Source organism: Paenibacillus prosopidis (assembly GCF_003337375.1).
Classification (GTDB): domain Bacteria; phylum Bacillota; class Bacilli; order Paenibacillales; family Paenibacillaceae; genus Pristimantibacillus; species Pristimantibacillus prosopidis.
On sequence record NZ_QPJD01000022.1, the window covers coordinates 38,193 to 49,781 of the forward strand.

General features: G+C 45.9%; 19 protein-coding genes. 13 read left to right on the forward strand and 6 right to left on the reverse strand.

Going from position 1 to position 11,589, the window contains the following annotated elements; translation table 11 throughout:
• Both DFP97_RS30995 and DFP97_RS26600 read left to right on the forward strand, forming a co-directional pair.
• On the forward strand, positions 1-254 hold a 254-nt coding region (locus DFP97_RS30995), incomplete at its 5' end, for a hypothetical protein (RefSeq protein ID WP_181873695.1).
• 30 nt (positions 255-284) lie between these two features.
• Positions 285-1,943: a DNA cytosine methyltransferase gene (locus DFP97_RS26600; RefSeq protein WP_425453562.1), complete on the forward strand. Its 1,659-nt coding sequence runs from the start codon at positions 285-287 to the stop codon at positions 1,941-1,943.
• Here the strand turns inward: DFP97_RS26600 and DFP97_RS26605 are convergent.
• Positions 1,940-2,305: a hypothetical protein gene (locus DFP97_RS26605; protein ID WP_114383710.1), complete on the reverse strand. Its 366-nt coding sequence runs from the start codon at positions 2,303-2,305 to the stop codon at positions 1,940-1,942. The genes DFP97_RS26600 and DFP97_RS26605 overlap by 4 nt on opposite strands.
• Positions 2,306-2,327: 22 nt before the next feature.
• Here DFP97_RS26605 and DFP97_RS26610 point away from each other — a divergent pair, with 22 nt between their 5' ends.
• A complete protein-coding gene (locus tag DFP97_RS26610) occupies positions 2,328-2,615 on the forward strand; it encodes a hypothetical protein (RefSeq protein ID WP_114383711.1) in 288 nt (95 codons plus the stop codon).
• 49 nt (positions 2,616-2,664) lie between these two features.
• Positions 2,665-3,909 carry an adenine nucleotide alpha hydrolase family protein gene (locus DFP97_RS26615; protein WP_245976616.1) on the forward strand — a complete coding sequence of 415 codons (1,245 nt, stop codon included), beginning with the start codon at positions 2,665-2,667 and terminating at the stop codon, positions 3,907-3,909.
• Between the two features lie 189 nt (positions 3,910-4,098).
• Here the strand turns inward: DFP97_RS26615 and DFP97_RS26620 are convergent, their stop codons facing one another.
• Complete coding sequence (locus DFP97_RS26620; RefSeq protein WP_114383712.1) at positions 4,099-4,362, reverse strand: hypothetical protein; 264 nt, start codon at positions 4,360-4,362, stop codon at positions 4,099-4,101.
• A 161-nt stretch (positions 4,363-4,523) separates the two neighbouring features.
• Here DFP97_RS26620 and DFP97_RS26625 point away from each other — a divergent pair, with 161 nt between their 5' ends.
• A complete protein-coding gene (locus tag DFP97_RS26625; RefSeq protein WP_114383713.1) occupies positions 4,524-4,928 on the forward strand; it encodes a hypothetical protein in 405 nt (134 codons plus the stop codon).
• 66 nt (positions 4,929-4,994) lie between these two features.
• Here DFP97_RS26625 and DFP97_RS31000 read toward each other — a convergent pair whose 3' ends face one another.
• On the reverse strand, positions 4,995-5,141 hold the full coding sequence (locus DFP97_RS31000; RefSeq protein ID WP_181873696.1) for a hypothetical protein: 147 nt from the start codon (positions 5,139-5,141) through the stop codon (positions 4,995-4,997).
• 68 nt (positions 5,142-5,209) lie between these two features.
• On the opposite strand from DFP97_RS31000, the gene DFP97_RS26630 reads away from it, so the two are divergent.
• Positions 5,210-5,413: a hypothetical protein gene (locus DFP97_RS26630; protein WP_114383714.1), complete on the forward strand. Its 204-nt coding sequence runs from the start codon at positions 5,210-5,212 to the stop codon at positions 5,411-5,413.
• A 7-nt stretch (positions 5,414-5,420) separates the two neighbouring features.
• Entirely contained in the window at positions 5,421-6,461 is a 1,041-nt protein-coding gene (locus DFP97_RS26635; RefSeq protein ID WP_245976617.1) for an ATPase, read from the forward strand.
• Positions 6,462-6,857: 396 nt separating this feature from the next.
• On the opposite strand, the gene DFP97_RS26645 is transcribed toward DFP97_RS26635, so the two are convergent.
• On the reverse strand, positions 6,858-7,139 hold the full coding sequence (locus DFP97_RS26645) for a hypothetical protein (protein WP_114383716.1): 282 nt from the start codon (positions 7,137-7,139) through the stop codon (positions 6,858-6,860).
• Between the two features lie 155 nt (positions 7,140-7,294).
• Between DFP97_RS26645 and DFP97_RS26650 the strand changes: the two genes are divergently transcribed.
• From DFP97_RS26650 to DFP97_RS26675, 6 genes are all read left to right on the forward strand, one after another.
• Entirely contained in the window at positions 7,295-7,510 is a 216-nt protein-coding gene (locus tag DFP97_RS26650; protein ID WP_114383717.1) for a hypothetical protein, read from the forward strand.
• Between the two features lie 65 nt (positions 7,511-7,575).
• Positions 7,576-8,307: an LPD29 domain-containing protein gene (locus tag DFP97_RS26655; protein WP_114383718.1), complete on the forward strand. Its 732-nt coding sequence runs from the start codon at positions 7,576-7,578 to the stop codon at positions 8,305-8,307.
• 51 nt (positions 8,308-8,358) lie between these two features.
• A complete protein-coding gene (locus DFP97_RS26660) occupies positions 8,359-8,583 on the forward strand; it encodes a hypothetical protein (RefSeq protein ID WP_147275096.1) in 225 nt (74 codons plus the stop codon).
• 80 nt (positions 8,584-8,663) lie between these two features.
• Positions 8,664-8,924, forward strand: a complete 261-nt coding sequence (locus DFP97_RS26665) for a hypothetical protein (protein WP_114383720.1) — start codon at positions 8,664-8,666, stop codon at positions 8,922-8,924.
• Complete coding sequence (locus DFP97_RS26670) at positions 8,921-9,208, forward strand: hypothetical protein (RefSeq protein WP_114383721.1); 288 nt, start codon at positions 8,921-8,923, stop codon at positions 9,206-9,208. The genes DFP97_RS26665 and DFP97_RS26670 overlap by 4 nt, the downstream gene beginning before the upstream one ends.
• 523 nt (positions 9,209-9,731) lie before the next feature.
• Positions 9,732-10,046: a hypothetical protein gene (locus DFP97_RS26675; RefSeq protein WP_114383722.1), complete on the forward strand. Its 315-nt coding sequence runs from the start codon at positions 9,732-9,734 to the stop codon at positions 10,044-10,046.
• Positions 10,047-10,583: 537 nt separating this feature from the next.
• Here DFP97_RS26675 and DFP97_RS26680 read toward each other — a convergent pair.
• Together DFP97_RS26680 and DFP97_RS26685 are read right to left on the reverse strand one after the other, a co-directional pair.
• The gene (locus DFP97_RS26680) at positions 10,584-10,805 is read right to left on the reverse strand and encodes a hypothetical protein (protein WP_114383723.1); all 222 of its coding nucleotides are present in this window, start codon (positions 10,803-10,805) and stop codon (positions 10,584-10,586) included.
• A gap of 72 nt (positions 10,806-10,877) precedes the next feature.
• The gene (locus tag DFP97_RS26685; protein ID WP_114383724.1) at positions 10,878-11,102 is read right to left on the reverse strand and encodes a transcriptional regulator; all 225 of its coding nucleotides are present in this window, start codon (positions 11,100-11,102) and stop codon (positions 10,878-10,880) included.
• Positions 11,103-11,589 lie beyond the last annotated feature (487 nt).

Consider the following 11,589-nt stretch of genomic DNA (forward strand, 5'->3'; position numbering starts at 1 on the left):
ATCTCTTTCGAGAACGCCATCCCGGCAAGCCGGGCAGACCTTTGCACTCCGGAAGCCGGCATGATAAAGCGGGCTATGACGGCTACGACACACGGATGTTCTGCTCTTTGAAAACTCCATACGCTACACGCAAGGCCGCAGAAGGAAAACTGCTCATCAAACCCGGCAAAAGCATTCCGCTCATCGCCGCTAGGGCTAGGCCGGCAAACGAAGCCGGATGTTCGATTGAGGCAGAAAAATCAAGAAAAAATTGAATTTACTCATTACACAAGGAGTGGATATACATGCAAGCAGTCTTGGAACGTACAGGAAAACGTGTCATGAAGCGTGTTATATATAACGGTGAAATCGTGGTAGACAACTTTGCAGGGGGCGGTGGTGCATCTACAGGTATCGAAATGGCCATTGGTCGTGCGGTTGATATTGCGATCAACCATGATTTAGAGGCTATCGCCATGCACAGAACCAATCATCCGGAAACGGTGCATTACTGCGAATCCGTTTGGGACGTGAACCCTGTTGAAATTACAAATGGAAGGCGCGTTGCGCTTTGCTGGTTCTCTCCGGATTGCAAACACTTCTCGAAAGCGAAGGGAGGGAAGCCGAAGGAAAAACACATCCGGGGGCTGGCTTGGGTGGCTGTTCGCTGGGCGGCTACGGTCAAGCCGCGCGTCATCATCCTAGAAAACGTCGAGGAATTTAAAGATTGGGGGCCTTTGCTGGCAGACGGCAGTCCGGATCCGCAGAGAAAAGGCCACACCTTCCGTTCTTTTGTGAAGGCCCTTCGCAATCTTGGGTATCACGTCGAATGGAAAGAGGGTATAAAGGCTTGCGATTTCGGCGCTCCGACATCGCGTAAACGCTTCTTCTTGATTGCACGTTGTGACGGACAACCGATCGTTTGGCCTCAGCCTACGCATGGAGCACCGAATTCGCTTGAGGTACAATCCGGAAAACTGTTGCCGTACCGTACAGCTGCTGAGATCATTGATTTCACCCGCCCATGTCCGAGCATCTTCGGCCGGAGTAGAGAGCTGTCGCCCAATACGAAACGCCGGATTGCCAGGGGCATTCAGCGCTTTGTCATTAACAATGCGAACCCATTTATTATCAAAGTGAATCATGGCGGCGAGAATTTCCGCGGTCAAGAGATCAACAAGCCGATGCAAACCATTACATCAAAGAATGGCTGGGGCATCGTAACACCGTTCATCTCCCGGATCGGACAAACAGGCTTTGCCGCAGATCGTCTGCAGTACAACGTCGAACAACCGCTGACAACCATAACGCCAAAGACCGAACATTGCTTAGTAACTCCGCTTTTGGTTCAAATGGGTTATGGCGAGGCCGAAGGGCAAGCACCGAGAGTCCTGGATCTTCATAAGCCGATGGGAACCATTACGGCAGGAGGAAACAAATTCGGTCTAGCTGAAGCTATTTTGGCCCCGGCCAGCGACTTCAAAGCGGATAGGAGCAAGGCAACGCGGGCAGCCAGTCACATTATCAAGTTCAAGGGCACAAATGTTGGCCAAGATGTTTCGGATCCGCTCCAAACCATTACGTCCGTAAATCACTTCGGGGAAGTCCGGACATTCATGGAAGAATTCAGCGCGGGATCCGAAACGAACACTGAACATCTTGGGTATGTCACTATCGGCGGGCAGCTTTACGCTATCGTGGATATTGGATTCCGGATGCTTGAACCGTATGAATTGTTCGCGGCGCAGGGATTCCCAGCCGACTATGTTATTGATCGGGTGGATGGTGGAAAACCTTACCCGAAAGCGGAACAGGTAGCACGCTGCGGAAATTCAGTTTCTCCGGTCATTCCGAACGCACTTGTTCGGGCTAACTTACCTGAACTGTGCGTGGAAAGCGATCCGGATTCCTCTACTGCAGGATGGAAAACGACAGGACAATACGAGTTGGCCTTATCAATCTAATTCTCCGGCAAGCAGCCTCTTAGCTGCTTGCTTTTTTGTTTGATCTTTGGCAGCTGCAACCAGAGAAGCAGGGACGTTCGATCGTCTGACTCACAGCCCTGCTTGGAATGAGGCCATTGGCCAGGCAAGCCCGAAAGGTTGTCACCGCCGCGGGGCGGTGACTTCGGATTCAAACGGTGGCCTCCGCTTCGCTTTGGCCGATCGAAGCCACTACCTTTTCGAAAAGAAAAAGGCCAAACCTGTAAAGCGAGGTCAAAGACGCGCCGGGATGATTCGCACTCAGTTACCGTCTGCAGCAGCTTCGCTCCGGGTATTTTCAAGCGGGCAACATCCGGGGTGTCGTATCCATCAAGCATAGCCAATCATACCGGATTCCTCCGCGCAATGGTGGCTTTTCTCTTTCGAGAACGCCATCCCGGCAAGCCGGGCAGACCTTTGCACTCCGGAAGCCGGCATGATAAAGCGGGCTATGACGGCTACGACACACGGATGTTCTGCTCTTTGAAAACTCCATACGCTACGCGCAAGGCCGCAGAAGGAAAACTGCTCATCAAATCCGGCAAATGCCCTCCGCTCATCGCCGCTAGGGCTAGAGCAGCAAACGAAGCCGGATGTTCGATTGAGGCTAACAAGTCAAGACAATTCGATGCTCTGTACACTAACGAAATATAAAATCATTGGCCAGGATTCGCCCGGCCTCACCCCAAGGAGGATATAGACGATGTTTGATGACATGTATCCCAAGCGTGAAACAGGATTTGAACATGATTTAAGATTGGAGGCTCCCGAGCTAGATTTTGATTTTTTCGAAGATGATTTTTGCGGCCCGGTCATCATCGAGCCAGCCACGCCGATACAGGAGGGAGATTCGGACAAGCTGGAACAATTAACGTTGGACTTGAGTATTGAGATAGAAGAGCGTAATCAGGATCATACCGAGAAAAAGACGAAAGCGGAGCCGGTTGAGCTGTTTCCGCTGAACGAGTATGATACCGTGATTTTACATCTATCGGGTGGTGCTGATTCGATGGGCTGCCTGTTTTGGCTAAAGAAAGAGGGACTAGATTTTTCAAAACTCGAAATCTGGCATCAAGCAGTCGATGGGAAAGGCGAGGACTATAACGAATTTTGGGATTGGCCAGTAACGGAAGCTTATTGTGAGGCGGTCGCGGAGGCGTTCGGTGTGCCGATCTATTACCAGTGGAGAGAAGGCGGCCTGTATGGGGAGCTGATGCGCGAGAATCGGTTGGCCGGGGATGTGCTCTATATGGATAAAGGCAACATCGTCCGGCTTGAAACCAAGAAGGGGAAACATTCCACACGAAAGAGGTTTCCCGCACAAAGCGCCGATTTGATGAGACGCTGGTGCAGTGCTTCCGGGAAGTCGGATCCAGCCCGACGGACATTAAATAATAATCCGCGGTACGTAGGATCCACGTTCAAGCCCAAAAAGATTTTGTTTATTACCGGTGAGCGTCGAAGCGAAGGCGGCAATCGCAGTAATTACCTAAAAGCCGAAAAGCATTCATCGACAACCAGAAAGCGAATCGTTCACCACTGGCGGCCTGTCATCGATGAAACAAAAGCGTCCATGTTCGAGTTGCACCGGGAGTTTGGTATCATGCCACACCCGGTCTATTATTTAGGGTTCGGGCGTGTGAGCTGCATGGGCTGCGTGTTTTCGACTGCTCATCAATGGGCAGCGCTTCAACATATCGCGGGGGAGCGTGTGGAGCGCTTTGCTCAAACAGAACAGCTTATTGGTCATACGGTTGATGTGAAGCTTACCGTGGTAGAGAAGGCGGCCAAAGGCGCAATGGAGAAGGTTCTTCCGCTGAACGACCCGAATCTACCCCGCTGGATTGAAATGGCCCTCTCGAGATCATTCACGACCGAAGACTTGTTCACGAAAGAGTGGATCATGCCGATCGGGGCCAGTCGGGGATGTGATGGTGGGGCTCAGTAAAGAAATCAGCGCCAGGCAGGGGCAAAATACTTGCCCCTGATGGTTGCCACCGGCTACCGCCGCTGCCTTTTTTTAAAAAGAGAGAAGGAGCATCGGAATGAAACGGATGCGGGATTCGTTTGCTGTTCGAGAATTCTTGATGAACGAAAAAAGAGCCCTGGATTATCAGGACTCAACGTCAAAATAATATTAATAGTTCGCTGCGTAATAGGAGGTCCATCCAAGACGCGATAGAAGATAGTCCCGAACATCCACATCAGCAATACCAGCAATCCCTTTAAGCACCTTACGGTCAATTCCAGCACCTGAAAACCCAGCAACAACTTGAGCATTAGGATAATTAACAGCGAAATATTTAGCCCAATTAAGTTTCACTACTACATAGTTACGAAGAGGTGCAGAAAACCCAGCCAATTCCTTCAATGCTTTCCTATCGATTCCGTAGTTTGCCAACAAAATCATCCTTTCAAGGTGGGAGTGTTAGTACTTTAGCACACTTCAATTACGCCTGTCAGCCCCCCCCTTGGACAAACAAAATATATGAAAAACTGTTGATAATTTAAGTTACTTAAATTATAATTTAGGTAACTTAAATTATGGAGGAGTTGATCCGGATGACACCGCAACCTGTAGGGCGTCCTCCAATCGGAGTAACGAAGAAGGTTTCCTTAACTCTTTCCCAAAAAACGTGGGACTGGTTAGAAAAGCAAGCTGAAGAAGGGAAGTCCAAAATGTTCCGTCACGTGATATTGGACGGCATGCGGAGATCCATGATTAGCGATCTACTGTGTCAGTTTCCTGGCATTAAGATCAGGAGTGTTCAAGGTAATTTTGAGTACTCTGAAAGGGTTGTTGTTCCTAAGGGTTTAATGGTGTCTGTGGTAAAGCACGTCACTGCCCATGATATGTTTGTGGTGGAGAAGGGTACATGGGTAGAAGACGAGAATTATACGGTCATAGATGTTACTCACGACTCGATGATTTCTAATTATATAGATGATCATTTTCTTTATAATTGAATTTCGGAACTAAAGCGGCATGCTAACGGATACCGCTTTGGTTTTTATTAGTTCTCATTCTACACTTTATTTTCTATTAACATGGTGAACAAAGTCTTTCACCTTTGTTTTTGATTGCTGGCCGCTGCGGACCGGCTGCTGCAAAATGCGCAGCAGCCGATCCGCAGCGATATGACGATATGGTATAATAAAGCTTTCAATGATGTATTTCACGAAGGACATTCCTAATCCCTTTAGATACAAAAAAACGAATTACGAAAAAGGTTGGGAGGGGCATATTCATGAAGGAAATTAATGATCAAGATTTAGAACGTTATTTAAACGCCGCAACGAAGCAAGCCAGAGCAAAAGCTAAAGCTGCAGGGACTTCAGTGGTTTACGAGGAAAACGGAAAGATGGTTCGTGAGTTTGCCGATGGCAGAAAGACGCAGGTCATTTATGATGAGCATGGACACCGAACCGAGGTTGAATACGCAGGAAACTAAACCTCATATGACGGTTTTCGCCGGTACAAATGGAGCCGGTAAAAGCACGATTACAGACGTTTTAGCCCATCAAGTCGGGGAAGTCATTGACACGGATGCGATTGCCAAGCGAATGAATCCAGATAATCCCGAAGCTGCAGCTGTTAAAGCTGGACGTGAAACGCTCAAGCGTGTCCAGGTTTGCATTGACCAGCGTCGGGATTTTTCTATTGAAACGACCCTTGCTGGTGGCAATGTATTGCGCCAAATGGAACGAGCAAAAGAAGCCGGCTTTGGTATCACGATGTATTATGTCGGCCTTAAAAATGTGGATTATCACATCGAGCGCGTTGCCCGCAGAGTTGAAGCAGGGGGACATTCCATTCCAGAGGCCGATATTCGGCGTAGGTATGATCGTTCGTTAGATAAAGTTCCTCAAGCCATACGCCTTGCCGATCGTGTTTTTGTTTTCGATAATAGCACCGGCTTCAAAAAAACGTTGGATGTCAACCAAGGATTAATCCAAATTCATACGTCTGTAATCCCGAAATGGTTGGACCGGATCATTAAGGGCTGGGATAAAGAGCAAGAGAAGATGAATCGTGATTTAGAGCGAAAAAAGGACCAGTTTGAAAAAAATTACGACTCTGTTCATTCAAAGCTTCTGCAGGAGAAAGAAAAGCTAAAGCCGATTCATGAGCTAGAGCGATTGAAAAATCTACGTGATCAGCTCGTAGCCAGGCTGATTGAGCTAAAACCGAAAAATCTGTTGGAGAAAATCACGAATCCGAATAAACAGACCATCTTAGGCGTTCAACAAGATGTTCAGCAGCTTGATGCTAAAATTCTTCAAGTCGAGAAAAAAGTACCTTCTCCTGCAGAGGTCCAATTAATCCAGAAAAACATGACCGGGTTAGGATCCCTACTTACTGCATTGCAATCGGCCTTACAACAAATTGGCCAAGATCTGCTTACCGGACAGCAGCAACGCCAGCTTAACCAATTACATCGTCAATATGGTACTTCACAACAATACATCCGAGATCAAGGTTCAGAAATTGAAAGATAAATCTCATTGGATCCCCCAGCTCGTTCAATCGGGAAGCCCAAGCGAATCACCGGCTCTAAGGCGCGCGCGCCTAAGACCCCGTAGATTCCATAGGGCTTCTTTTCCTCCTTTGCGTTCCGATGAAAAACCAAAAGCCTCAAAATCCCTAGAAGCCCGAAATTCGGGCTTTTTTTGTTACCCACTCGTACTCCCCTTTAAAACTGTTACAGACGGCCCATATTTCCCCTACGTTTGTATTCTTTCGAGAATACGATCATTAGCTGCTACCCACCCGAAACGCGCCCATTCCGCCTCCAATAGGCCTCTATCCTCATACCCACCTGAAAAGATTAAATAATCCACTTCCAAAGAATAATAACAAATCCGTTTAAGGGATTTAACCCCATCAAATCAAGGTCAACTGCCTTCAAGAGCCAAGGGCAAGGACAAAAACCTAATGAGTTTTGTGAACAGCTTGATCATGAGCGTAGCTGCTTTGCTCCTTACGTTTTCAATCGCTAACATCCGTATGTATTTTTCATATCCGTCATCATAGCAAATCATGCCGAACCCTGGCGCGCAAGGATGGCTTATCTCTTCGAGAACGCCACCCGGCAAGCCGGGCAAGTCCCTGCGCGCCAGGAACCGGCATGATAAGAACGCTATGACGGCTACGAAAAATACGGATGTAAAGCTCATTGAAAACTTCATACGCAAAACAGCAAGTACGCAAGGCAAGTTCTGTTCTCAAAACCCTAAAGATTTCCGCTCATCGCCGCTTAGGCTAGACCGGCAAACAGAAATCCGGATATATGGTAAAAAATAAATTCCAAAAATGAAAGGTTGTTGAGTCCATGAAAGCTATCGAAAATTACATGAAAAAAACACTGAATATTGATCCAGACTGCGATGAGATTGGTTGGTATATCAATCACGAGGATGGCGATTCACTCAGCTGGCGCTTTAGCCATCAGGGGAAGAACTACCGGGTTACTTACAACAAGAAATCCAAAAAGGTAACGTCTGGCACGTTCTTCCCTCCAAAACCTAGCTTTTCCCGGATTTACTAAGCGTGGCCGGGGGGGCAGCTCCGGCCGATCTTCATACATCAAAAAACGAGAGGAATTGATCAATAATGACAATGGAAAAAATCAGCATCCCCGGTAAAGAAGCAAAAAAGCACATCCTGGCAGCTCTAAAATTGGTGTTTCCGGGATTCAAATTCTCTTTGACTTCCGAATATGACAGCGTTCTAGTGTCCTGGACCGATGGCCCTTTGACCCCGGATGTTCAGAAAGTACTTAACCGCTTTGAGAGCTATACGCGAGTACTGTGGAAAACGGATTATACAGAACCCACTGGCTACGAGTGGAAAGGCCAGCTGTACCTTGGTCCTCGTTATCTTTCGACGGTTCGTCGATTGAGCGATGAGCGGAAAGCGGAGCTAATCGAATACATGGCAGCTGGTGGCGCGGACTACTATGACGCGAAGGTTTTCGAACGTGTAGACGCTGAACGCGAAATGATTCGGGAGGGCAATTTGGACGGTTTTGAGCCAAAAAATCTCCCGGATCTGATGCGGGATGCCGCGCCGGAAATCGACAAAAGGGAGAAAAAGGGTATCCAGTCCGGGGACACCCCGGCCGCTGTGATGGTTGAACCTAAGCAAACGGCGCAAGTGATTAATTTCCCCAATCGCGGTTCAGCTGTCCGGGAACACGAATTCTATAAGACCTTGGATCCCGAGCAGCGTTTGAAATTACGCACGCTGCAAATGCTTTTCAAAGTGGATGCAGATAGGTTAATTGAGAGCGGCCTTTCCGTAGACGAGGCTTTCTCGTTGGCCGCCACTCACGTTTTGAAATAATCGGGGGGATTTCCCCCCCAATAGGGGAGCTGATTAAGGAGGATGGAAATTTTGCGGGAAAAGCCAGTTTCAAAAAAGGAAGTGGATCGGCAGCTTACCAAAATCAAAGAAGGACAGGACGAGTTGAACCGAATCGGGCAAGCTTGCCTTGGTTATCAAAAGGGTCTTTTACAGATGAAAGAAGTGTTAAAGGCTTCCCAGGATCTTGATGTTGAGATCGTCAAGCATTTGAAAATGCAAATGAACATGAGAAAACAACAAAAGCCGCTTGCATAAGCAAACGACTTTTGGAAGGCGTGTTAACTGTGGAAAGTATCACGCCTTTCATTCTATCAAATAATGGGAGTGTGTCAAATATGAAATTAGTTCAAATGGTTCGTGCAAACAAAGCAAAAGCAGTATGGTTTTTGCCGGTTGTGCTCCTCTCCCCCGGTTTAATTCCTGGGGTTGTGGATAGTGTCATGTGGAAGATGCTTGGAGCTATTTTGTTCCTGGGGGCGATCTCTACCGCCATTAGCGGCCTGTTCGAGTTTCAAAGGAAACCGAAGAAAGTCCGTCAACACCCTGCTGCTGAAGTGAAATCATGGCAAGTTATTCAAAGGAGGATTAGCGCATGAAATTGAGAAAATTCACCCTTTTCAGTGGTCTGCTTGTTTTCTTCTCTCAGATCGGAATGGTGGCTGTGTATGGTCTACTGATGGCTATTGCCAAAGACAATAAGGTACCAATGGAACAGCTATACAAGTATTTAACGATTATCATGAATCTGGTCATTGTTGTCTATATCGCTTTTTCGGTTTTGTTCCTTCTCCTACTCCTGGGCATGGTTTGGAGATCATGGAGCCATTCGAGAGGCTTAGAAAGCCGCGACTATGAAGCTGCCGACTCCGCTCATCTGTAGCAACGTCAGTCATTGTCCTGAGATACATCGCGCCGTGGGGCCGGTAGATATCTCGTATCTATTAATCAGTATTACCAGAGTTAATAGACATTATTCATGTTTTTTCTTCTTTCGACTCATTTTGTTTCATCATGATTCTTTTTGATTCTTATTGAGATGTTTTAGGCCGTGAAGGTGTAAAACCCTTATTTTATGTTATTTTATGCGGGTTTTTCAAACCCCTAAAGTGTTTCATTCAAGGGGGAGTCGTCAGTCGAAATACTTCGGCTTGTTGTGTTTTCTACTTGAAGCCATAAGGGAGTTGGTACAGCCTTTTGTATTTCTGATAGCAAATCAGGCAGCTAGAAATGTATAAAGCTTTACTATTTTTTATGTATACACGAATGCATTTTGGTTACGTTTGATTCCATTCAAATGCAATCAATTGTTTTGTTTCATGATTTTAAAAAATAAACATGAACCCCAGGATAATCAGATCTATCCGGATCACTTATTCCTGCAGGGGATGAAAGGATAATCGAAGATGAAACCAATTTGGGAAATGACAAAGAAGGAAATCCTAGCTTTCAATGAAACGGTTGATGGTGTGCCGCACTTGGCGCGCAAGGATTATGCTTATCGAGGAAAAGGCGATCTGTATGAACTGGACGGGCATTTTTATCACGAGCTGGATGGCATTGTTACGCATACGATTCATACAAGCGCTCACCGCTGTTTGATCGATGAGGCTATGCTCGCCGGCAAGCTGGTCCCCGATGAAGTGAAAAAGGATTATATCGGTATGATCTTTGATCAAAATCTTGCCTACTTGTGGCCAGAGCTTTTACAAGCTGCTTGAGAACCAGCATCCTGGCAGGATATTTTGTCAGTGGTTGCAGATCATTGGGGATTACGAAGATTTCCAATCGAGGAGAGCAAATAAAGCCTGCTGATCCAACTGATGCAATAGACTACGTAGATCGGTAGTGGGAGAAGACAGGTAAAACGCGTACGGTTTTCTACTAGGGTAAAGATAAACTATACATACAGCCGTCAGTTTTATAAGGTGAGTTTGCTACAAACAAAGTTGTTACAAAGGTTGCAGCTAATACGCAGATCGGTACGCAGTAAAAGATTTTTCACGAATGAAATCATTACAGAGACAAGTAGTAATTGCCAAATAATGTAACTTGCAATGTTTCCCTTTCGTACCGTCTGTCAAATCTATATTAATTTAAACAAAAAAAAGGTGTCGTTTAAATGGACACCTTATGCTTTCTTATTGATCAGATTTAGGTATCTATTATCTCCTGTTCTTACCCAGAGAAGAAAATTCTGACGGTTATGAATAATAGTTGTTTTTATTTTCTCTACGATCGTCTTCTTTTGTATGATGTTATTCACCTCTATTCTGTAATAACGGACCGCCTGTATTCACTCTTTTAAGATCTAGCGCCATTTGCTGCTCTTTAGTAAAGGTGGCTCGTAGTTTACATAGTCCCGTATGTTCGTTGATGTAGACAATCTTAGACTTTCCTTGAAAAGTCATTAATAGTTTTGTCCATTCTTGAGGGTTGAACATGTGAACAACTCCTTTTGAAAGAGCTTTTACAAACATGGTTCATGTATCCTTCTATATACACCTGACCTGCTTCATGACCGACATCGAAAAGGTGTTATACCAATGATGCTACAATCTCCAAAAATCGTCTTGCTTAATGTTCGGATCAATTTTTCGTAAAGTTAATAAGATTTTCTTCATGGTTCGCCCACTTGGGATGTGATCCGTTTTATTCGCTAATTTGCTTATCGTGAATTTATTCAGCGTTGTTTCTTTCACGATCCATTCTTGGAGGATGCCTTTTTTATCTAACCATTTTCCAAAAGGTGTCCGCTTTTTACCGATTCCAAACATGAGCATTCACCTCTACCACTAGTATGGTCAAAATATCGGAATAATAGACATTAAAAAGTGTAAATTTGAACAAATCTCTCTACATATATTTGAGATAGGGGCTTCAATATACTGGTGCCACCCGGTGTAGCAACCAAATCCGCAAACGTTAAGCTGTATGTACAGTTTTTGAGAGAAATGCATAAAACGAAGTAGTTACCAAGGTCTGAAACGCTAGTTAGGTAGCAGCTGTTCGAGCGTTATGGAGGTACCCCAGCTTCTCCATTCCGGCGACCATTTTCGGTGAGAGGTGGACAAGTAGTGGCTGTTTCTCACGCTTACCAAATAAAACCGTATGTCCATATTTCCACACTTGTGATGAAATATTTTTGATTCCATGACAAAAGAGACGTTTATAGTTTCGTAGTCTTGTCCATACTGATGCTATACAGTGACTCGCGTGGAAGGATGAGAAAAATGTTTGTTAAGGAACGCAGTCGATTTGGTA

Coding starts and splice junctions, on each gene's coding strand:
- DFP97_RS26600 (WP_425453562.1), top strand. CDS start 285: ATGCAAGCAGTCTTGGAACGTACAGGAAAACGTGTCATGAAGCGTGTT.
- DFP97_RS26610 (WP_114383711.1), top strand. CDS start 2,328: ATGGTGGCTTTTCTCTTTCGAGAACGCCATCCCGGCAAGCCGGGCAGA.
- DFP97_RS26615 (WP_245976616.1), top strand. CDS start 2,665: ATGTTTGATGACATGTATCCCAAGCGTGAAACAGGATTTGAACATGAT.
- DFP97_RS26625 (WP_114383713.1), top strand. CDS start 4,524: ATGACACCGCAACCTGTAGGGCGTCCTCCAATCGGAGTAACGAAGAAG.
- DFP97_RS26630 (WP_114383714.1), top strand. CDS start 5,210: ATGAAGGAAATTAATGATCAAGATTTAGAACGTTATTTAAACGCCGCA.
- DFP97_RS26635 (WP_245976617.1), top strand. CDS start 5,421: ATGACGGTTTTCGCCGGTACAAATGGAGCCGGTAAAAGCACGATTACA.
- DFP97_RS26645 (WP_114383716.1), bottom strand. CDS start 7,139: ATGAGCTTTACATCCGTATTTTTCGTAGCCGTCATAGCGTTCTTATCA.
- DFP97_RS26650 (WP_114383717.1), top strand. CDS start 7,295: ATGAAAGCTATCGAAAATTACATGAAAAAAACACTGAATATTGATCCA.
- DFP97_RS26655 (WP_114383718.1), top strand. CDS start 7,576: ATGACAATGGAAAAAATCAGCATCCCCGGTAAAGAAGCAAAAAAGCAC.
- DFP97_RS26665 (WP_114383720.1), top strand. CDS start 8,664: ATGAAATTAGTTCAAATGGTTCGTGCAAACAAAGCAAAAGCAGTATGG.
- DFP97_RS26670 (WP_114383721.1), top strand. CDS start 8,921: ATGAAATTGAGAAAATTCACCCTTTTCAGTGGTCTGCTTGTTTTCTTC.
- DFP97_RS26675 (WP_114383722.1), top strand. CDS start 9,732: ATGAAACCAATTTGGGAAATGACAAAGAAGGAAATCCTAGCTTTCAAT.
- DFP97_RS26680 (WP_114383723.1), bottom strand. CDS start 10,805: ATGTTTGTAAAAGCTCTTTCAAAAGGAGTTGTTCACATGTTCAACCCT.
- DFP97_RS26685 (WP_114383724.1), bottom strand. CDS start 11,102: ATGTTTGGAATCGGTAAAAAGCGGACACCTTTTGGAAAATGGTTAGAT.